Raw genomic sequence first — 20,810 nt, forward strand, 5'->3', positions numbered from 1 at the left:
CGAAAGCCATGTCGTTTCTAAAATCATGACGTTTCTAGAATCATGACGCTTCTAAAAGCATGTCGTTGCATGACGCATTCGCGCTTGCGTTCAAGGGTAGCGGAACGCCACGCGGCGTACAGGCGAAAAATGGCGGATGTGATTGCACGCGTCACTTTTTCAGGGCTAACTGGTGGGCACTGCAGGCCGAAGCTGCGCCCGCCGTGGAGGAGATCGATGTCAGCGGAAAGACACAAGACCGGCGCAGCCGGCACACCTACCATCGACATTCAGGCCCTGCGTGCGCGCTATCGTGACGAGCGCGACCTGCGTCTTCGCTCCGAAGGCAAGGCGCAGTATGTCGAGATGGCCGCAGGCTTTGCCCGCTATCTCGACGATCCCTGGGCCGATGCCGGATTTGCCCGCGAGCCCGTCAGCGAAGAAACCGAGGTCGTCATCGTCGGCGGCGGCTTCGGCGGCTTGCTGTGTGGTGCGCGTCTGCGCGCGGCCGGCATCACTGATTTCCGCATCGTGGAAAAGGCCGCCGATTTCGGTGGCACCTGGTACTGGAATCGCTATCCCGGCGCGGCCTGCGACACCGAGAGCTACATCTATCTGCCGCTGCTGGAAGAGACCGGCTACATGCCGGTGCGCAAATATGCGCGTGCGCCGGAGATCTACGAACACTCGCGCCGCATCGGCCGTCACTTCGGCCTCTACGAACGCGCGCTGTTCCAGACCGTCATCTCACGCATGGCGTGGCAGGAGCGCGAGGGACGCTGGCTGGTCGAGACCGATCGCGGCGATCGCATCCGCGCACGCTTTGTGATCCTGGCCGGAGGTCCGTTGAGCCGGCCGAAGCTGCCGGGCATTCCCGGCATCGAAAGCTTCAAAGGCCACAGCTTCCATACCAGCCGGTGGGACTATTCCTACACTGGCGGCAGCGCCGAGGGAGGTCTCGACGGTCTTGCCGACAAGCGCGTCGGCATCATCGGCACCGGTGCGACCGCCGTCCAATGCGTGCCGCATCTCGGCCGCTCGGCGAAAGAGCTCTACGTCTTCCAGCGCACGCCATCGGCGATCGGCGTGCGCGACGACCGGCCGACGGATCATGCCTGGGCGGAAAGCTTGAAGCCCGGCTGGCAGCGCGATCGGATGGACAATTTCACCGCTGTGATTTCGGGTGAGCCGTTCGAGCAGGATCTGGTGCAGGACGGCTGGACCGGCCTGCTCGGCGAGATCTTGCTGGCGCCGCGTCGTCAGCCGCATAAGGTCGCCTCGATGGAAGAAGCGCTGAAAGTGATCGAGCAGGCCGACTATCGCAAGATGGAGGAGATCCGGGCCCGCGTCGACGCCGTGGTCAAGGACGACGCGACCGCAGCGGCGCTCAAGCCCTGGTACAAGGCGTTCTGCAAGCGGCCGTGCTTTCACGACGAGTATCTCGACACGTTCAATCGTCCTAACGTGCATCTCGTCGATACCGGGGGCAGGGGCGTCGAGCGCATCACCGAAAATGCGGTCGTTGCCGACGGCAAGGCCTACGAGCTCGACTGTCTGATCTATGCCAGCGGCTTTGAGGTCGGCACCGACTATGCGCGCCGCATGGGTTTTGAGGTCTATGGCCGCGACGGCGTCAGCCTGTCCGAGCGCTGGCGCGATGGCGTCAAGACGATGCACGGCTTCTACAGCCGCGGCTTCCCGAACTGCTTCCTGATCGTGACGGTGCAGGCCGGCCAGAGCGCCAACTTTCCGCACATCATCGACGAGCAATCGCAGCACATCGCCTATGTCATCGATCAGGCGCGCAAGCGCGGTGCACGGACATTGGAGCCGGCGCTTGCGGCCGAGAATGCCTGGGTCGACGAAGTCGTGAAGGCTGCGGTCGGCCGCCAGACCTACCTCGCCGAATGCACGCCCGGCTACTACAACAACGAAGGCGTGTTCGATCCGATCGGGGCGCGCAACAGCCAGTATTGGCGCGGGCCGATGGCGTTCCTGCGGTTGCTCGCCAAATGGCGGAAGGAGGGCAGCCTGGATGGATTGGAATTGACCTATGGAGCGGACGCGGAGACCGACGGGCACCAAGGCATCATGGTGGATTTCCTGCTCGGGACCGATGGCGGCCGCTAAGCGTTTGATCCATGTCAAGCGCAATGCTTGCATTGATTGCATCAGTCGGGGGCTTGAGCACGCGCCGCTGACGTAGGATCATGCCCGCGCGCGAGCCGGTCGCGCAAAATCGAGAGCAAAATCGAGAGAAGGGAACGCGGAATGACCAAGGGCAGGACCGTTGCGACGGCGATGATCGGCGCGGCCGCGCTGCTGCTGTCCCTTTTCTCCGCTGCCCACGCCGCGCAATGCGGCAACGGGCCCGGCGGTTTCGAGGCCTGGAAGCGCGAGTTCAGCGCGGAGGCGCAGGGTAAGGGCATCGGCCAGACTGCGATCTCGGCGCTGATGCAGACCAATTATGCCAGCGCAACCATTGGCGCCGATCGCAGCCAGCACAGCTTTTCGCTGTCGCTCGAACAGTTTCTGGCCAAGCGCGGCGCCACCACCATCGTGGCACGCGGCCGGTCGCTAAAGCAGTCGCAGGCGGCGATGTTCGCCTCGATCGAGCAGCGCTACGGCGTGCCTCCGGGGCCGTTGATCGCGATCTGGGGCATGGAGACCGGGTTCGGCAGCCAGCGCGGCAACCAGAACATGCTCTCGTCGATAGCGACACTCGCCTATGACTGCCGCCGTCCCGAATTCTTTACCGAGCAGCTCTATGCGGCGCTGAAGCTGGTCGACCGTGGCATGCTGTCGGGGGCAACCCGCGGCTCCATGCATGGCGAGGTCGGCCAGACCCAGTTCATGCCCAAGAACATCCTGGCCTATGGTACCGGCAATCTCGACGTTGCTGCCAACGCGCTGAGCTCGACTGCGAACTTCCTCAAAGCCAATGGCTGGCGTGCGGGAGCCGGTTACCAGCCAGGCGAGCCGAATTTCGCCGCGATCCAGGCGTGGAATGCGGCAGGGGTCTACCAGAAGGCCATCGCGCTGATGGGCCGGCAGATCGACGGGGGCGGCGGCGCGGCGGCGGCGCGCTGAGGCGCTCCGCAAGGCGTGACCTGCTTGTCAGAGAAAGTTGTTGCTTTCGGGAACCGACGGCACGAGGTTTGCTTAGATTAAGTTCAGGGCTGGGCATGAGGAGAACTCAACATGGCTACCCAGATCGTGATGGACCAGACCGGCGATAGACGCCACGAGTTTGATCCTGAAAATGCCGAAGCGTTGGCGAGGGCCGAACAACGCTTTCGGGAGCTGACCGGCGCAGGCTTTACCGCCGCGTACCGGACCGGGCCTGGCGAAGTTACGCGTATCAAATCGTTCGACCCGACCGCGCAGGAAACACTGTTCTATCCCCGCCTGGTCGGCGGTTGATCTGAACGGCCCATGGTCGCGGTCCTCAGGCTTCGCGCGCCCGCGCGAGCGCGTCTGCACGCGCTCCGCGAGCTCTACCGGCGCTTCTTCGGCGAGAACACGCCCGAGGCGCGCGGTCGCCGGCTTTTGTCCGAATGGCTGTCCGAAGAGCAGCGCGCACAATTCGAGCAGCACCGGCATTTCGACGTCATCGGTTGCGACAGCGGCAAGCGCTATCGCATTCACTACGGCACCGCCGCCAACGTCCACGAGGTCGACAATGCGGGAAATGCAACGATGGGGTGGTGCTTCGTCCCGTCAGGCTTCCTCGTGCCGGGCGACGTGATGCTGGCGCAGAAGATCGCGCTCGAGACGGACGAGAAGGGGGCCTTGGCACTCGCCAACCGGTTTCCACCGGCAACGCATTCCGAGCACTTCTACCGGCGGCCGTTCTAGCGGGCGGGCGCCGGGACCGCTGGTCAGAGGTGCGTGGTGCGATAGGCATCCAGCGCATGCGCCGCGAAGACGCCGATGCTGCAAAGGGCGAGGAGTGCTGAGATCAGCTCGATCATAGCTCGTCCTCCCCAAGCGGCTGCGCGACGAGGTGCTGGCAGCAGGCATATTCGTAAATCAGGTCGAGGAAGAATTGCATGACGCACGTCCCTGTATGATTTTGACAACCAGTTAACCGGCTATCTGTTTCAGGCGTGTTTCGTCGATTTGGGAAAGGGGTTTCGCGGGGAACCGCGGGCTGGTCTATGAGCGGTCAAAAACGCTATATTCACTGCCGATCCATCCCTTGGTCGTGTGTCTCGCGCGCGTCGCATCACATTTCGAGGCAAAATCATGGCACAGGTCGCCTGGTTCGACGATCTCACCGTCGGCATGCGTTTCAAATCTCCCGAGGTCGAGGTCACCGAAGCCGACATCAAGCGGTTTGCCGCCGAGTTTGATCCGCAGCCGATGCATCTCGACCACGAGGCCGCCAAGGCGACCTTGTTCAACGGGCTGGCTGCGTCGGGATGGCACACGGCGGCGATCGCCATGAACCTCGCGATCCAGACCCGTCCCTTCGGCCCGCACCCGCTGATTGGCGCCGGCGTCGACGGGCTGCGCTGGACCATTCCGGTGCGGCCGAATGACCGCCTGCATCTGGTCGGCGAGGTCATGAGCCTGACGCCGTCGAAGTCGAAGCCGCAGGGCATTGCGCTGGTGAAATGGACGATGTTCAACCAGAACGGCGAGGAGGTTTATACCTTCACCCCGATCGCGATCGTGCCGCGGCGCGCCTAGCTAGGGCGGGTCGCCTTTCACCATTGGCTGGACCGGGCCAGCCCTTGCGGCCTGCCGGGAGAGGTGGTCAGCTTGCTCCGGGGAAAACGCTGGAGGCTGACATGAAGCCAATCCTTCTTGCCGCTGTGCTGCTGGCCGGCGCCTTGAGTGCCGGGCCTGCGGTGGCGCAACAATCCAAAGTCGGTGACTGGACCATCGAAAAGCGCAGCCAGGACACCCATTGCAACGCCAGCCGCGGCTACAAGGACAAGGACGACGAGAACCGCGACTATGTCATCGTCATCACCTATTCCGACAAGGCCATCGTGATCGTGATGATCTACGACGGCTGGGAGTGGGACAAGCTCGGCGAGATCCTGAAGGCCGACGTCGGTACCGATGATGCCGACATCATGTCGAAGGCGAAGTGGGAGGTCATGGACAAGACCACCGTGCGCGGCATCTTCGAGTTCGATCAGTCCATCATGGACCGCCTGTCGAAAGCCAAGCGTCTCACGCTCGATTTCGAGGACGATGACGACGACAGCATCGAGATGCAGATTCCGCGCGCCGGCGAGGCGCTCGCTGCGCTGAAGTTCTGCGAGGAGAACCGGAAATAAAGTGCCGGGCGCCTGAGGCGCAGCAGGGCGCCGGCGAGCTAAAGGCCAACGTCCATGCTGGCGTGATCACGTTCCAGCGCACTATCCTCCGATCGGATGATGAGGGTCTGCTCCGGTTGTGGTATCGTGCCCGACATTGTTCATCCAAAGCTATTCAACGCCATGCACAGACCGCGGAAACTGCCCGATCTGGTCGAGTCCATTTACGATGCCGGTCTCGATCCCTCGCTGTGGAACGACGTCGTCGTGGGCATCCGCGATTTCGTCGGTGGGCAGGCCTGCGGGCTGTTTTCCAAAGATTCGATCAGCAAGTTCGGCGTCACGCATTATTATTGCGGGGCCGATCCGCACTACATCCAGCTCTATTCGGAAACCCATTCCAAGTTTGATCCGCTGGCGATCCTGCCGCCACACGGCCAGATCGTAAGCATCCCCGATCTCGTCAATTTCGACGAATATCGCCGCGGGCGCTTCTATCAGGAATGGATGCGGCCGCAGGGTTCTCACGATGCCGCCAATGTCGTGCTCGAGAAGTCGAACGCGAACTGCCCGGTGATGATGACGGTGCTGTCGGGCCGGCGCATGATCGACGCCGGGATGAAGCACCGGATGTCGCTGATCGTGCCGCATGCAAGCCGCGCGCTGCTCGTCAACCGCGCCATCAGCGCGGAGCTGACGCTGGCCACAGCGCTCGCGGATGTCCTGGACAATCTGTCATCGGGTATCTTCCTGCTCGATTCCAGCTGCCACGTAGTCCACGCCAATGCGAGCGGCTACGCGCTGCTCGAGGCTGACGACGTGGTCCGCATCGTTGCCGGCCAGCTCGTGACCAGCGGCACCGAGGCCAATCAGACGCTGCGCGAGGCTTTTGCGGCCCGCGGCGATGCTGCCTCGCTTCTCGCAGGCGGGCACGCGATTCCGCTGCTTTCGCACAAGGGCGAACGCTACGTTGCGCATATCCTGCCGCTGTCGTCGGTGCTGCGGAACGGCAGCGAGCGGTCGTCCGATGCCGTCGGCGCGCTGCTGCTGCGCAAGGTCACGCTGGGCGGGCAGTCCTACGGCGAGCTGATTGCACGGACCTTCGATCTGACGCCGGCGGAACTGCGCGTGTTCCTGTCGATCGTCGAGGTCGGCGGCGTTCCGGAGACCTCCATCGCGCTCGGCATCGCGGAGACGACGGTGAAGACGCATCTGCATCGCGTGTTCGCCAAGACGGGCACCGCGCGCCAGGCGGATCTCGTCAAGCTTGCGGCCGGATTCTCCAATCCACTCGTCAACTAGCTGGTCAATTGGCGCGAAACCGTTGAACCTATTGGTGTCTCGGCCGACTCCATAGAAAAGCCAGAGGGCATCAACGTCTTAAATCCTCGCGCCGGACTATTGACCGTTCAATGCAGCTGACCGCAAAACACTCCGAGCTGATCGAGAGCATCTACGACGCCGGACTCAATCCTGAGTTGTGGTCCGATGTTGTCGTCATGCTCAACGGATTCTTCGGCAGCCGAGCCTGCGGCCTGATTTCAAAAGACAAGATCAGCAAGTCCGGATCGACGCACTATTATTGCGGGGTCGATCCGCACTTCATCCAGCTCTATGCCGACGAATATTCGCAGCATGACCCGCTCACCAGGCTGCCGCGCTACGGCGAGGTCCGCAACATCCCGGATCTCGTGAATTTCGACAAATATCGCCGCGGGCGCTTCTATCAGGAATGGCTGCGTCCTCAGGGATGTGCCGACGTCGCGAATGTGGTGCTGGAACAGGCGATCTCGCCGTGCCCGATGCTGATGACGGTGATCCCGGGCAGGGAGATGCTGGACGCGAAGATGCGTGCGCGCATGCAGCTCGTCGTTCCCCATGCAAGCCGCGCCTTGATGATCAACCGGACAATCGAGCGGAAGCAGCAGAAGGCAATCGCGCTTGCCGATGTCGTCGATCGATTGAGTGCCGGCGTGATCCTGCTCGATGCCGCCTGCAACATCGTCCACAGCAATCCGGCCGCCGACCTCATCCTGGACGAGGACGACGTCTTGCGGTCCGTCAACGGCCGCCTGCTGGCGAGATCGCCCGACGCGAATGCAGCGCTACGCAACGTCTTTCGTGACGAAGCGGAGGTGGTCGCAGCCGCGGCAGCGGACCGTAACATTTTGCTGACATCAAGCGGTGGGTCGCATCACGTCGCCCATGTGATCGCGCTGCCCTCGCTGCTGCGAGAGGGAAGCGCAGGGCGCGCCTGTGGCGCCATCGGCGCCCTGTTCGTCTGGAAGGCGAAGCTCGACGCGCGCTCTTGCGCCGGGCTGATCGACCGCACGTTCGAGCTCACGCCTGCGGAACTCAGGGTCCTACAGTCGATCGTCGACGTCGGCGGCGTGCCGGAGACGGCCGGCGCGCTCGGGATCGCAGAGACGACGGTGAAGACGCATCTGCATCGCGTGTTCGCCAAGACCGGTACGAGCCGCCAGGCCGACCTCGTCAAGCTCGCGGCAGGTTTCTCCAACCCGCTGATCCACTGACGCTCGTCAGCGCTGAATAAAGCATCAGCGCCGCGCCTGCAATTTCATCATCAGAATGTTATCGCGCGTCATTCGTTTGGGTGACGCGATTTGCTGCGTTCTCTCCTACGAGAGATCACACGACTTGTTGTTCGCCGCGTTCGATTCTTGTGTGAAGCAACTCACAGCGGCTGGAAGTGAATTCCATCAATTTCGCTTTCAGGTTGAGAGGAGACCGTCATGCGAACAACGGCACGGAGCCTGGTTTGGAAGTTCCACGACGTTTTCGATCGCATGATCGCAACGCTGCATCAGCAGCGTGCGATCGAGGCGCGGCGCGTATTGCAGCGCTATCGCCACCTGCTGGAAACGCAGCACGAAACATCGCGTTTGAATGAAGCCAATTTTTTCTGCAGTGAAGAGGAATTTTCAGAAAATGCCCATCAATCTGATGCGCGCGAGCGCGGAGCCAGCCACCCCAGTCTCGCGCGCGCGTAACGGCAACGTTGTCGCGATAGCGCTCACCGCCGCGCTCGTCACCCTTCAGCTGGCCGGCCTCATCATGCTGGAACGATCGCACGCGCATGCCATGCGGGTGTCGTTTCCTCGCGAGCCTGTAAGTTGTGCAGAAGGCGCCGCCGCACCGGTCACGCAGATTCCCTATGATTGATTGGAGGGCAGACTGTGCCTGACATCACGACACTGCTGCTCCTCAGCGCCGCCGTGTTCGCCGGAGCCTTCGTCTCGGGGCTCTCGGGCTTCGCATTCTCCGCCGTCGCGGGCGCGATCCTGCTGCGGGTGTTTCAGCCGCTGGAGGCCGTACCGTTGATGATGGCGTGCAGTATCGGCGTGCAGGCGACCAATCTGTGGGCGCTTCGGCGCAGCATCCGCTGGGAGGGAAGCCTGTTCCTGATCATCGGCGGGTTGATCGGCGTTCCCATTGCGGTCTCGCTGTTGCAGTCGACCGACACACATCTGCTTCGGCGCGGCTTTGGTGTCGTCGTAGCACTCTATGCCGCCTATATGCTGCTGCGGCCGACGCTGGTGACGGCGAGTGAAGCCGTCGGCCGTCACTGGGTTGCGCTGATCGGATTCGGAGGCGGGCTGGTCGGGGGCCTCACGGCGATGCCAGGCGCGATTCCGACGATCTGGTGCGACATGCGCGGCATGCCCAAGAGCGAGCAGCGCGGCCTCGTGCAGCCGTTCATTGCCGCGATGCAGCTGTTTGCGATCATCCTGCTGGTCGGACACCAGGACCTGTCGTCAAAGGTTTTCGTCGATCTCGCGGTCAGCCTGCCGGCGCTGTTCGCGGGATCCGCGCTCGGCGTAATCGCTTTTCACCGGGTCAACGAGACGGTCTTTCGCAAGACCGTGCTCGTTCTGTTGCTGATATCGGGGATTTCCCTGATCTAGTGGCCAGCCTCATGGCCAAGACTCTGGACAGGTGCCACAGTGGAGCCGCTGCCGTGATGCACCAGCGGCTTCATGCCGGTGACAGTCCGCAGCAGCACATAGAACCCCGGGGTCAGGAACAGGCCGAACACGGTGACGCCGATCATGCCCGAGAACACCGCGACGCCCATGGCGCGCCGCATCTCCGAGCCGGCGCCGGTCGAGAGCACCAGCGGCAGCACGCCCATGATGAAGGCCATTGACGTCATCAGGATCGGACGTAACCGCAGCCGGCTCGCCTCGATCGCGGCCCGGATCGGCGTGCGACCGGCGAACTCGAGCTCGCGCGCGAATTCGACGATCAGGATCGCGTTCTTGGCGGAGAGGCCGACGAGCACGATCAAGCCGATCTGGGTGAAGACGTTGTTGTCGCCCTTGGAGATCCAGACGCCGAACATCGCAGCGAGCAGACCCATCGGCACGATCATGATGATCGAGAGCGGCAGGGTCAGGCTCTCATAGAGCGCCGCCAGCACCAGGAACACCAGCAGGATGGCCAGCGGAAACACCCAGAGGCCGGAATTGCCGGCGATGAACTCCTGATAGGTCAGGTCGGTCCACTCGAAGGCAAAGCCGGGCGGCAGCGTCTCCGCCGCGATCCGCGTCGCTGTTTCCTGTGCCTGGCCGGACGAGAAGCCGGGCGCTGCGGCCGCGTTGATGTCGGAGGACAGGAAGCCGTTATAGCGGATCGCGCGTTCCGGCCCCGCGCTCTGGCGGATCGTGAGCAGCGCCGACAACGGCACCATGTCGCCCGAGGACGAACGCACCTTCAGCTGCCTGATGTCGTCGGCGCGGGCGCGGAAAGGCGCATCGGCTTGGACATAGACGGAGTAGGTGCGGCCAAACTTGTTGAAGTCGTTGACGTAGTAGGAGCCCAGATAAATCTGGAGCGTGTTGAACACCTCCGTGACGGGGACGCCAAGCTGGAGCGCCTTGGTGCGGTCGATGTCGGCGAACAGCTGGGGCACGTTGACCTGGAAGCTCGAGAACACACCGGCGATCTCCGGCGCTTTCTGCATCGCCGCCATGAATGCCTTGGTCGCCTCGTTCAGCGCTTCATAGCCGAGGCCGGCACGGTCCTCAATCTGGAGCTTGAAGCCGCCGATGGTGCCGAGGCCGTTGACCGGCGGCGGCGGGAACATGGCGATGAAGGCTTCCTGGATGCCCGAGTATTTCTTGTTGAGATCGGCCGCGATGGCATTGCCGCTCAATGCCGGGCCCTTGCGCTCGTCAAAAGGCTTCAGCGTCGAGAACACGATGCCGGCGTTGGACGAGTTGGTGAAGCCGGCGATCGACAGGCCCGGAAAGGCGACTGAACTCTCGACACCGGGCTGGGTCAGCGCGATGTCGCTCATCTTGCGGATCACCTCTTCGGTGCGATCGAGCGCTGCGCCGTCAGGCAGCCGCGAGAAGCCGACCAGATATTGCTTGTCCTGGCCCGGCACGAAGCCACTCGGCACCTGCTGGAACAGGAAGGCGGTTGCGCCGACCAGGACCACATAGAGCCCCATCACTGCGGCCTTGCCTGAGATCACCTTGGTGACGGTGCCGCTATAGTTCTCCGAGGAGCGCGTAAACGCCTTGTTGAAGCCGCGGAAGAACCAGCCGAGCGCTTTTTCGAGAATGATCGTCAGGCGATCCTTCGGCTCGTTGTGGCCCTTGAGCAGTAGGGCGGAGAGGGCCGGCGACAGCGTCAGCGAGTTGACGGCCGAGATCACCGTCGAAATCGCGATCGTCAGCGCAAACTGCTTGTAGAACTGCCCGGTGAGGCCGGAGATGAAGGCCAGCGGCACGAACACGGCGATCAGCACCATCGCGATCGCGATGATCGGGCCGGAGACCTCACGCATCGCTTGATAGGTGGCATCGCGCGGCGACAGCCCGCCCTCGATGTTGCGCTCGACGTTCTCGACCACGACGATGGCGTCGTCCACGACGATGCCGATCGCGAGCACCAGCCCGAACAAGCTGAGCGCATTGATGGAGAAGCCGAACACGTGCATCACCGCGAAGGTGCCGACGATCGATACTGGCACGGCCAGCAGCGGAATGATCGAGGCGCGCCAGGTCTGCAGGAACAGGATCACGACCAGCACCACCAGCGCGATGGCTTCCAGCAGCGTGTGGATCACGGCCTCGATCGAGGAACGCACGAATTGCGTCGGATCGTAGACGATCTGGTAGGACACGCCTTCGGGCATGTTCTTCTTGATCTCGGCCATGGTGGCGCGGACGTGGTCGGAAATCTCCAGCGCATTGGAGCCCGGCGCCTGGAAGATCGGGATCGCGACCGCCTGCTTGTTGTCGAGCAGCGAGCGTAAGCCGTACTCGGACGCGCCGAGCTCGATGCGGGCAACGTCACGCAAGCGCACGACTTCGCCGCGCGAGCCGGTCTTGACCACGATGTCGCCGAACTGCTCCTCGTTCGCAAGGCGGCCTTCCGCATTGACGGACATTTGCAGGTCGATGCCCCTGACGTTGGGGGAGGAGCCGACCACGCCGGCGGCAGCCTCGACGTTCTGCGCCTGGATCGACTTGACGATGTCGCTTGCGGTCAGCCCATGCTCGGCGGCTTTTTGCGGATCGACCCAGACCCGCATCGAATAATCGCCGGCGCCGTAGAGCTGGACGTCACCGACACCGTCGATGCGCGCCAGCCGGTCCTTGACGTTGAGCACCGCGTAGTTACGCAAATACGTCATGTCGTAGCGGTTGTTCGGCGATAGCAGATGCACGACCATGGTGAGGTCGGGCGACGACTTCTTGGTGATGATGCCGAGTTGACGCACCACCGCCGGCAGGCGCGGCTCGGCCTGCTGCACGCGGTTCTGCACCAGCTGCGTCGCCTTGTCGGGGTCGGTGCCGAGCCGGAACGTCACCGTCAGCGTCATGGCGCCGTCGGTGGTCGCCTGGCTCGACATGTACAGCATGCCTTCGACGCCGTTGATCTGCTCCTCGATCGGTGTGGCCACGGTTTCCGCGATCACCTTGGGATTGGCGCCGGGATAGGTCGCGCGCACCAGCACCGATGGCGGCACCACGTCGGGATATTCCGAGATCGGCATCGCGAACAGCGAGATCAGGCCTGCGAGGAAGATCAGGACCGAAAGAACGCCTGCAAAAATCGGACGATCAATGAAGAACTTCGAGAGATTCATGGTTTTGCCCCTGGGCAATATTCTGCGGTTCTCCGACAGCTCTGCCGTCATTCCGGGGCGTGGGCGAAGCCCGCGAACCCGGAATCCAGAGGCGAAGTGATCGGAGTCTCGTAACTGCCGGATTCTCAGGTGCGCAATTGCGCACCCTAGTTCGTGCTATGCGCGCCCCGGAATGACGGAGAACACTAGCGTTGCACCACGTCCTGGTTGCTGTGGTTAGAGGCCTGCTGCCCGCGCGCGCCCATTGTCGCCACCTCGGTCTTGAGGAGAGCGCCGGGACGCACGCGCTGCAGGCCGTTGACGACGATGCGATCGCCGGGTTTCAAGCCCGTTGTCACGATGCGCAGTCCGTCGACCGAGCCGCCAAGCGTGATCGACCGGTAGGCCGCACGGCTGTCGTCGCCAACCGCCATCACGAACTTCTTGTCCTGGTCGGTGCCGATCGCGCGCTCGTCGATCATGACCAGCGACTGCTGCTTCGGCTGGCCCATGCGCACGCGGGCGAACTGGCCGGGGATGAGACGCCCGTCTTCGTTCTGGAACACGGCGCGGACACGGATGGTGCCGCTCTGGCCGTTGACCTGGTTGTCAATCAGCTGGATATGGCCCTTGGCCGAGAGGCCGCCGGAGGTCGCCATCTCGACAGGGATCTGATCGAGATTGCCGCGCTTGCCGGAGGCATCGGCGATCGAGTTCAACGCCCGCAGCACAACCTCTTCATCCGCATCGAACGAGGCGTAGATCGGATTGACCGAGACAAGCGACGTCAGGACCGGAGAGGCGGTGCCGGCGGCGACGAGATTGCCGACGGTGATCTCGAACTTGCCGACGCGGCCGTCCACGGGCGCCCGCACCTCGGTGTAGTCGAGATTGAGCTTGGCGATCTGCAGCGTCGCTTCGGCCGCCTTCACATTGGCAATGGCTTCGCGATTGGCGTTGTCGCGCTGGTCGTAATCGCGCCGCGTGACGACAGCGTTGCCGACCAGCTGTGCGCCGCGTTCAAGCTCGCTCTGGGTGAAGACCACGCGCGCCTTCGCGGCCTCGAGCTGGGCGTTGGCCTTGTCGACCTCGGCCTCGTAAGGCGCCGGATCGATCTTGAACAGGACGTCACCGGCCTTCACCAGCGCGCCCTCGGTAAAATTGGTCGACAGGATCGCGCCGGCAACGCGCGGCCGAAGCTCGACGCGGTTGATGGCCTCGAGCCGGCCCGAGAAATCGTCCCACAGCACGGTCGGCCGTGGTTCGATCATCGCGACAGTCACGGGGACGGCTTGCTCGGTGGCGGCGGCCGTTGCGGTCGCTTGTGCTGCATGAAAGTAATGGCCGGTCGCAATCGAGCCGGCTGCGGCGAGGGCGCCCACGATGGCAACGCCGCCAACAAGACGGCGGAGGCGGCCGGGGCGAGAGGTATTTTCGGACGGGGGCATTTGCGCGCTCCAGATATGTAGTGTTCACTACAGATGTGGAGCTGGATATCGCAGCGCAAGATACTTATGTACCATTCACTAAGAAAATTGTAGCCCCTTACCGCAAGATTGGGAAGGCGGAAGAGAAAATAAAGCGAGAACAAATAGATAGGATCAGGCGTTAGGTTCAGGGACGACGCCGATACCGAGGAGAGCAGGCACATGGGCATGGGACGCCCCCGCGAATTCGACGCCGAAGTGGCGTTGGATCAGGCGATGGAAGTGTTTTGGCGCCATGGCTATGAGGGCGCCACGATTGCCCAGCTCACGGAGGCCATGGGTATCAACCCGCCTAGCCTCTATGCCTGCTTCGGCAACAAGGAAGGCCTGCTCAAGGCCGCGCTCGACCGCTACACCAAATTGCGCAACGTCTGGATGGACGGGGTCGTCGCGGCGCCGACCGCCCGAGACGTCGCCGAGCGGATGCTGACGGGCATCGCCGAGAAGCAGACCGATCCCGCCAATCCGCCCGGCTGTCTCCTGGTGCAAGGCGGCATTGCCTGCGGTACCGGCTCCGAGAACGTCCCGTTCGAGCTCGCTGCCCGCCGCGCCCAGAACGAAGACCAGCTCCGCGACCGTTTTGTGCGCGCCAAGGCCGAAGGCGATCTCAAGCCGACGTCGGATCCAGCGGCACTCGCGCGATATGTGTCGGCCGTGTCGGTCGGCATGGGCGTGATGGCATCGTCGGGCTCCGACCGCGAGGCGCTGCGGCAGGTCGCGACCGTGGCGGTGCAGGCGGTTGAGGCGCAGTCGGAGCGCAGGTAAGGCTCCCAAAGAGGATCAGCCCTGCGACCTCGCACAAGAGTAGGCAATGTTCGCCCTGACATTTCTCGGGACCTCGGCCAGCGTTCCATCCGCAGAGCGCAACCATCCGGCGCTTCTGCTGGAGGCCGCGGGCCAGCGCATGCTGATCGATTGCGGCGAGGGCACGCAGCGACAGTTGCTGCGAAGCGGCGCCGGCTTCCGGCGGCTCGATCGCATTCTGCTGACGCACGGGCATCTCGACCACGTGCTCGGCATCCCCGGTCTGTTCTCGACATTGGGGCTGCGGCACACCTCCGACGTGATGACCATCCACGGCGGGCCAGGCACGCTCGATATCGTCATCCGCATGCTCGCAGGCCTGTGGGGCGAGGGCCGGGCGCCGATCGCAATAGAGTTCGCGCCGCTCTCTGAAGGGCATGTCGTCGACGCCGGCGACTTCACCATCAACTGTTTTCCGGTCCGTCATCGCGACACCGACAGTTTCGGCTTCGTTTTTCAAAGCCCTGCGCGCCGCCATCTCTTGTCCGATCGCCTCTCTGCGCTTGGTGTGCCCGATGGTCCCATGCGCGGCGAGCTTGCCGCGGGTCGGCCGATCATGATCGAAGGTCGCCGGACGATCGATCCGGAGGATGTCCTGGGTCCGCCGAGTGGCGGCAACAAGCTGGTCGTGATCGGCGACACCGAGGCCACCGAGGGGCTATCAAGACATGCCGCGGATGCGGACCTGCTGGTGATCGAGGCGACGTTCCTGGATCGGGATGCGCCGACCGCGCGGGACTACGGCCATCTCACCGCGGCGGAGGCGGCTCGGTTCGCGGCCACGAATAACGTTCGGCAGCTTGTGCTGACCCATCTATCAGGCCGCTATGAGGACGGAGAGATCCTGGCCGAGGCGGCAAAGATCTTTCCGAACGTCAGGATTGCCGCAGACTTCGATCGTATCGCTGTTTAGGCAGTGCATTGCGCGCTCAGCCCAACAGGCCCGACTTGATCGTGATATCCTGCACCGTGCTCGTCAGCCGCATCAGCTTCGGCAGCGCCTGATCGCGAAAGGTCGGCATGTCCATGCGCATCGCATCCACTGTGACGCTCAGTCCGGCAATCACAAAACCCTGCGCGTCCAGGATTGGCATCGCCAGCGTGCGCAGGCCATAGGCGTTCTCGCCGTCGGAGACGGCATAGCCCTTCTTCTTCACCTGATCGAGCCGGGCGAGCAGGGCGTCGAGATCGGTCAGCGTTCGCTCCGACAGCTTGACGCGGGGCCGTGACTCCAGCCGCTCGATCTGCTCGTTGCGCTGAAGATGCGCCAGCATGGCATGGCCGAGCGCGGCGCTATAGGCGGGGATGCGCGTGCCCGGCCGACGATCCATCTTGTGGCGGTCGAGGCCGGCGCCGACACGCGCGAGATAGATCACGTCGCCGCCATCGAGGATGCCGAGCGAGGCCGCATCGCCGACCTCGGGCACCAGGTCGCGCAGCAAGGGCTCGACGATGGTGCGCAACGATCCGTGCGACAGCACGGTGTAACCGAGGTCGAGGCAGGCCACGCCGAGACGGAACCGGCGGCTCTGCGGTACCGCCTGGAGAAAACCGAGCTCGATCAGGGTCTGGATCAGCCGGAACGCTGTGCCGCGATCGAGATCGGCGCGTGCGGCAACTTCACTCAGCGTCAGCTCGAACGCCTCGCTGGTGAAGCTCTTGAGCACGGCAAAGGCTTTGCCTACGGACGCGACATGGTTCTTGGGATTTTTATTCTTGGGATTTTTCGGTGTAGCTTCCGGTGCGCGTTTCGCCGCCTTCTTTTCGACCTTGGCCATGCCCGTACGCCCTGCGATGACAGCCACAGCCCTTGACGCGGCGGCAGCCTGATCTTACCAACGGGTCAGATTATAACAAATGTTCGCATTCCGAACAACATCGATCTGACGATCGGAGGAAGCTTTGTCGACATCATCGCTGCACCCCCAGTCCTTGCACCCACATGGCGTGTTCTCCGCCGCGTTGACGCCGCTCGACGCCGAGCTCGCGCCCGATCATGCGCGCTTTGTCGCGCATTGCCGCTACCTGCTGGACGAAGGCTGTGATGCCATCGCGATGCTCGGCACCACGGGGGAGGCGAACTCCTTCTCGGTCTCCGAGCGCACCACGCTGCTGGAGGCCGTGATCGCCGGCGGCATCAAGCCGAAACAGCTGCTGCCGGGCACCGGCGTCGCCGCGTTCACCGACACCATCGCCTTAACGCGCCATGCGCTGTCGCTCGGCGTCGACACCATGGTGATGCTGCCGCCGTTCTACTACAAGAACGTCAGCGATGACGGCGTCTATGCCGCCTACAGCGAAATCATCCAGCGCATCGGTGATAATCGCCTCAAGATCGTGCTCTATCATATCCCGCAAATGTCGATGCAGCCGATCTCACACGCGCTGATCGAGCGGTTACGCGCGGCCTATCCGTCGACCATCGTCGGCATCAAGGATTCCTCGGGCGATTTCGCCAACATGACCGCGATGGTCGAGCGGTTTCCGGGCTTTTCGGTGCTGACCGGCGCCGACCCGCTGCTGCTGCCGCTGCTGCGCAAGGGCGGCGCGGGCTGCATCACCGCGACCTCGAACCTCGTCGCGCGCGATCTCGCCTATGTCTTTAGACATTTCCGCGACAGCGACGGCGATGCAAGCCTCGCGGCTGCACAGGCGCGCATCGTGAAGGCACGCGAGCTGGTCTCGCGCTTCGCGCAGATGCCCTCCCTGAAGGCGCTGATGGCCGAGCGCACCGGTCACGCCGGCTGGCAGCGCCTGCGGCCGCCGCTGGAGACCTTGCCGGCAGCTCAATTGAAAGAGCTCCTCGCGAATGCCGCGGCATTCGCGACGGCCGCTTAAGGCGGGCGCGAACGACGAGGCGATGACGATGACCAGCATCCGCCTGCTTGCCGACGACCTGACCGGTGCACTCGACACCGCTGCGGAGTTCGTCGGCCTGTGCGGACCGTTCGATGTCATCTGGGAGGATATGCCGGCGGCGTCAGGCTCCCCGAGCCTCGCCATCGACAGCGGCACAAGAGAACGTTCGAAAGCCGAAAGCGTCGCGATCGTCGGCCGGCTGGCGCCGCTGCTTCGCGACGGCACGATCGCCTACAAGAAGGTCGACAGCCTGCTCCGTGGCGCTTGGGCGGCCGAGCTCGGCGCCTGCCTCAGCACTGGTCACTGGGCGTCATGCGTGGTCGCGCCTGCCTTCCACTATCAGGGACGCCGCACCATCGATGCCCAGCAATATGCGCGGGCGACGGACGGCGACTGGCATCGCGTAGGCGACAATCTGCTGGACCGGTTGCGACAGGATGGCATCGAGGCGCAGCGCGGCCGCTCCGATACGTTGGCGCGAGGCGGCGTTCAGGTGTTCGATGCCGAGAGCGACCTCGATCTCGATCGCGTCGTCGAGATGGCGCGGCGGATGCCCGGGCCCGTGCTCTGGTGCGGAAGTGGCGGGCTGGCCGGTGCGCTCGCGCGTGGCCACCGCGCAGATGCGCCTTCGAAATTGAAGCGCCCGGTGCTGGGCCTGTTTGGCTCGGACCAGGCCGCCACCGCATCCCAGCTGAGCGCATGCGGCGACGCTGCTGTTGCGCTTGCCGAGGGTGAGGGCGGCGCGGTCGTTCAGCGCAAGCTGGTCGCGCGCAATGTGGCGTTGGTGAAGTTCTCGCTCGCCGAAGGACTGTCGCGCGCCGATGCGGCGCGGCGGATAGCGCGCGAATTGACAGCGTTGACGGCGGCCCTCGATCCGCCTGGAACCCTGATCGTTGCTGGCGGAGAGACGCTGAAGGCCGTATGCCTTGCACTCGGCGCGCACGCGCTGCAGGTGACAGGGCGGATCGTGCCGGGCTTGCCGCGCTCGACGCTGCAAGGCGGCCGCTGGGCCGGCGTCGATGTGATCTCGAAATCCGGAGCGTTCGGCGGGCGCGATCTCTGGCGCGATCTGCTCCGGGACAATCATTTGCTCAATATGGGGAGCCCGACATGACCTCTCGTCATCTTGCCATCACCATGGGCGATCCCGCCGGGATCGGGCCGGAGATCATCATCAAGGCCTGTGTGGGATTGAAGGATCGGATCGCGAGTGGCGATCTGCGTCTGCTGATCATCGGCAGCGGCGCTGCGCTGGACGGCGCGAAGGCCGCGCTCGGTGCCAATGTTGCGATCCCGCAAGTCACGGCCGACGATCGCGGCTGGCCCAACCTCTGCTACCTGCAAGCCGACGCCGAGGGCGACCCGATCAGGCCAGGTGTGCTCAGCGCCGATGGCGGCCGCTTTGCCTACAAGGCGATCGAGCAGGGCGTGCGCCTGACGCAGGCGGGCCGGACCGGAGCCATCGTCACGGCGCCGCTCAACAAGGAAGCTCTCAACAAGGCCGGCTATCACTTTCCGGGGCACACCGAGATGCTGGCGCATCTCACCGGCGTGCGCGGCTCGGTGATGCTGCTGGCCCACGGCAACATGCGCGTCAGCCATGTTTCGACCCATGTGGCGCTGGAGGACGTGCCGAAGCGTCTGACACCGGAGCGGCTGCGCATGGTGATCGATCTCACCAATGATGCGCTGCTGCGGCTCGGCATCGCCAGGCCCAAGATCGCGATCGCGGCGCTCAATCCGCATGCCGGCGAGGGCGGCCTGTTCGGCCGGCAGGATATCGACGTCTCCGTGCCGACGATTGCGAAAGCGGTCGCCGACGGCCTCGACGTCGTCGGTCCCGTGCCCGGCGACACCATCTTCGTCAAGCTGCGCGCCGGCCAGTACGATGCGGTGGTCGCGATGTATCACGACCAGGGGCACATCCCGGTCAAGCTGCTCGGCTTCCAGGTCGATCCCGCCACCGGTCGCTGGCAGGAACTCTCCGGCGTCAACATCACGCTGGGCCTGCCGATCATCCGCACCTCCGTCGACCACGGCACTGCCTTCGACATTGCCGGCAAGGGCATCGCCAACGAGCACAGTCTGATCGAAGCCATCGACTATGCCGAGCGTCTCGCCGCCGGCGCCGCCGCTTCCAGGTCCTGAGATCGAGCCCACCATGACCAACGCCTTCACGCCCATCGAAATTCTCCGCCCCACCATCCTGGAGTTCGGCAACGGCACGATCACTGCAGCAGCGCGCTTCGTCGAGCGGATCGGTGCCAAGCGTCCGCTGGTGATCTCCGATCCCTTCAATGCGCGTCGCGTCGACGCGCTGGCGCTGTCGGGCGCAGTCAAAGTGTTCGGCGAGGTGAAGCCCGAGCCGGACCTGCCCAATCTCGAGAAGGCGGTCGCGATGGCGCGCGACGTCAAGCCCGATCTCGTCGTCGGCTTCGGCGGCGGCAGCGCAATGGATATCGCCAAGCTGGTCGCCGTGCTCTGCACCAGTGATGTCGCCTTTGCCGACATCGTCGGGCCGGAGAAGGTCGCCGGCCGCAGCGTCGCGCTAATGCAGATTCCGACCACCTCCGGTACCGGCAGCGAGGCGGGTACCCGCGCGCTGGTCACCGATCCCGTCAGCCAAAACAAGCAGGCGGTGCAGAGCCGCTTCATGCTGGCCGATATCGCCATCGTCGATCCTGATCTCACCATGACCGTACCGAAGGAGATCACTGCAGCCACCGGCGTCGATGCGCTGGCGCACTGCGTCGAAGCCTATACCAGCCGCAAGGCGCATCCGACGATCGATCTCTATGCGCTCGAAGGCGCGCGGCTGGTCGGCCGCTATCTCAAGCGCGCGGTGGCCGACGGCAGTGATCGCGAGGCGCGCGCCGGTCTGTCGCTGGCCTCGCTGTATGGCGGCTACTGCCTGGGGCCGGTGAACACCACCGCCGGACACGCCGTGGCCTATCCGCTCGGCACACGGCATCACATTGCCCACGGGCTCGCCTGCGCCGTGATCTTTCCGCACACGCTGGCGTTCAACATGCCGGCCGTCGAGGCGAAGACGATCGCGGTACTAGGCGCGCTCGGTCTCCCGGAGTGTAACGATGCCAAGCTTGCGTTCGATGCGACCTATGCGTTCTGCAAAAATCTCGGCGTCGAGATGCGGCTGTCGGCGCTCGGCGTGCCCAGGAATGATCTCGGTGTGATGGCCGACGAGGCGCACGCCATTCGCCGGCTGCTCGACAACAATCCGCGCGATCTGAGCCGGGATGCGATCCTGAGCATGTACGAGGTCGCGTTCTAGCCATCTCCGCCGCG

General features: G+C 63.9%; 19 protein-coding genes. 16 read left to right on the forward strand and 3 right to left on the reverse strand.

The window, feature by feature from the left end; genetic code table 11:
• Window positions 1–216: 216 nt before the first annotated feature.
• The 10 genes from ABID58_RS19390 to ABID58_RS19435 all read left to right on the forward strand — a co-directional run bounded on the left by ABID58_RS19390 (window position 217) and on the right by ABID58_RS19435 (window position 9,178).
• Window positions 217–2,109, forward strand: coding sequence for a flavin-containing monooxygenase (locus ABID58_RS19390; protein WP_354033945.1), 1,893 nt, complete (start codon window positions 217–219; stop codon window positions 2,107–2,109).
• 141 nt (window positions 2,110–2,250) lie between these two features.
• Entirely contained in the window at window positions 2,251–3,069 is an 819-nt protein-coding gene (locus tag ABID58_RS19395; RefSeq protein ID WP_354033946.1) for a lytic murein transglycosylase, read from the forward strand.
• A 111-nt stretch (window positions 3,070–3,180) separates the two neighbouring features.
• Window positions 3,181–3,402, forward strand: coding sequence for a hypothetical protein (locus ABID58_RS19400; protein ID WP_148749388.1), 222 nt, complete (start codon window positions 3,181–3,183; stop codon window positions 3,400–3,402).
• Between the two features lie 12 nt (window positions 3,403–3,414).
• Entirely contained in the window at window positions 3,415–3,837 is a 423-nt protein-coding gene (locus ABID58_RS19405) for a hypothetical protein (protein WP_354033948.1), read from the forward strand.
• 390 nt (window positions 3,838–4,227) lie between these two features.
• Window positions 4,228–4,674: a MaoC family dehydratase gene (locus ABID58_RS19410; RefSeq protein ID WP_148749390.1), complete on the forward strand. Its 447-nt coding sequence runs from the start codon at window positions 4,228–4,230 to the stop codon at window positions 4,672–4,674.
• A gap of 101 nt (window positions 4,675–4,775) precedes the next feature.
• The gene (locus ABID58_RS19415) at window positions 4,776–5,273 is read left to right on the forward strand and encodes a hypothetical protein (protein WP_148749391.1); all 498 of its coding nucleotides are present in this window, start codon (window positions 4,776–4,778) and stop codon (window positions 5,271–5,273) included.
• Window positions 5,274–5,435: 162 nt separating this feature from the next.
• The gene (locus tag ABID58_RS19420; RefSeq protein ID WP_354034087.1) at window positions 5,436–6,554 is read left to right on the forward strand and encodes a helix-turn-helix transcriptional regulator; all 1,119 of its coding nucleotides are present in this window, start codon (window positions 5,436–5,438) and stop codon (window positions 6,552–6,554) included.
• A 110-nt stretch (window positions 6,555–6,664) separates the two neighbouring features.
• Entirely contained in the window at window positions 6,665–7,786 is a 1,122-nt protein-coding gene (locus ABID58_RS19425) for a helix-turn-helix transcriptional regulator (RefSeq protein WP_354033949.1), read from the forward strand.
• 219 nt (window positions 7,787–8,005) lie between these two features.
• On the forward strand, window positions 8,006–8,263 hold the full coding sequence (locus tag ABID58_RS19430) for a hypothetical protein (protein WP_354033951.1): 258 nt from the start codon (window positions 8,006–8,008) through the stop codon (window positions 8,261–8,263).
• Window positions 8,264–8,449: 186 nt separating this feature from the next.
• Window positions 8,450–9,178: a sulfite exporter TauE/SafE family protein gene (locus ABID58_RS19435; protein ID WP_354033952.1), complete on the forward strand. Its 729-nt coding sequence runs from the start codon at window positions 8,450–8,452 to the stop codon at window positions 9,176–9,178.
• On the opposite strand, the gene ABID58_RS19440 is transcribed toward ABID58_RS19435, so the two are convergent.
• Together ABID58_RS19440 and ABID58_RS19445 are read right to left on the reverse strand one after the other, a co-directional pair.
• The gene (locus ABID58_RS19440; RefSeq protein WP_354033954.1) at window positions 9,175–12,375 is read right to left on the reverse strand and encodes an efflux RND transporter permease subunit; all 3,201 of its coding nucleotides are present in this window, start codon (window positions 12,373–12,375) and stop codon (window positions 9,175–9,177) included. The genes ABID58_RS19435 and ABID58_RS19440 overlap by 4 nt on opposite strands.
• 185 nt (window positions 12,376–12,560) lie before the next feature.
• Window positions 12,561–13,802, reverse strand: a complete 1,242-nt coding sequence (locus ABID58_RS19445; protein ID WP_354033955.1) for an efflux RND transporter periplasmic adaptor subunit — start codon at window positions 13,800–13,802, stop codon at window positions 12,561–12,563.
• Between the two features lie 201 nt (window positions 13,803–14,003).
• Here ABID58_RS19445 and ABID58_RS19450 point away from each other — a divergent pair, with 201 nt between their 5' ends.
• Both ABID58_RS19450 and rnz read left to right on the forward strand, forming a co-directional pair.
• The gene (locus ABID58_RS19450; protein ID WP_354033957.1) at window positions 14,004–14,606 is read left to right on the forward strand and encodes a TetR/AcrR family transcriptional regulator; all 603 of its coding nucleotides are present in this window, start codon (window positions 14,004–14,006) and stop codon (window positions 14,604–14,606) included.
• Window positions 14,607–14,652: 46 nt separating this feature from the next.
• A complete protein-coding gene (gene rnz / locus ABID58_RS19455) occupies window positions 14,653–15,558 on the forward strand; it encodes a ribonuclease Z (RefSeq protein WP_354033959.1) in 906 nt (301 codons plus the stop codon).
• A 16-nt stretch (window positions 15,559–15,574) separates the two neighbouring features.
• On the opposite strand, the gene ABID58_RS19460 is transcribed toward rnz, so the two are convergent.
• Window positions 15,575–16,423, reverse strand: coding sequence for an IclR family transcriptional regulator (locus ABID58_RS19460; protein WP_354033960.1), 849 nt, complete (start codon window positions 16,421–16,423; stop codon window positions 15,575–15,577).
• A 139-nt stretch (window positions 16,424–16,562) separates the two neighbouring features.
• On the opposite strand from ABID58_RS19460, the gene ABID58_RS19465 reads away from it, so the two are divergent.
• From ABID58_RS19465 to ABID58_RS19480, 4 genes are read left to right on the forward strand one after another with little or no spacing between them, the layout of a single operon-like run.
• Window positions 16,563–17,483, forward strand: a complete 921-nt coding sequence (locus ABID58_RS19465; protein WP_354034088.1) for a dihydrodipicolinate synthase family protein — start codon at window positions 16,563–16,565, stop codon at window positions 17,481–17,483.
• A gap of 28 nt (window positions 17,484–17,511) precedes the next feature.
• Window positions 17,512–18,618: a four-carbon acid sugar kinase family protein gene (locus ABID58_RS19470; protein ID WP_354034090.1), complete on the forward strand. Its 1,107-nt coding sequence runs from the start codon at window positions 17,512–17,514 to the stop codon at window positions 18,616–18,618.
• A complete protein-coding gene (gene pdxA, locus ABID58_RS19475) occupies window positions 18,615–19,652 on the forward strand; it encodes a 4-hydroxythreonine-4-phosphate dehydrogenase PdxA (protein ID WP_354033961.1) in 1,038 nt (345 codons plus the stop codon). The genes ABID58_RS19470 and pdxA overlap by 4 nt, the downstream gene beginning before the upstream one ends.
• A gap of 13 nt (window positions 19,653–19,665) precedes the next feature.
• Window positions 19,666–20,796: an iron-containing alcohol dehydrogenase gene (locus tag ABID58_RS19480; RefSeq protein WP_354033962.1), complete on the forward strand. Its 1,131-nt coding sequence runs from the start codon at window positions 19,666–19,668 to the stop codon at window positions 20,794–20,796.
• Window positions 20,797–20,810 lie beyond the last annotated feature (14 nt).

This window comes from Bradyrhizobium sp. S3.2.6 (assembly GCF_040546885.1).
In the GTDB taxonomy this organism is placed as follows: domain Bacteria; phylum Pseudomonadota; class Alphaproteobacteria; order Rhizobiales; family Xanthobacteraceae; genus Bradyrhizobium; species Bradyrhizobium cytisi.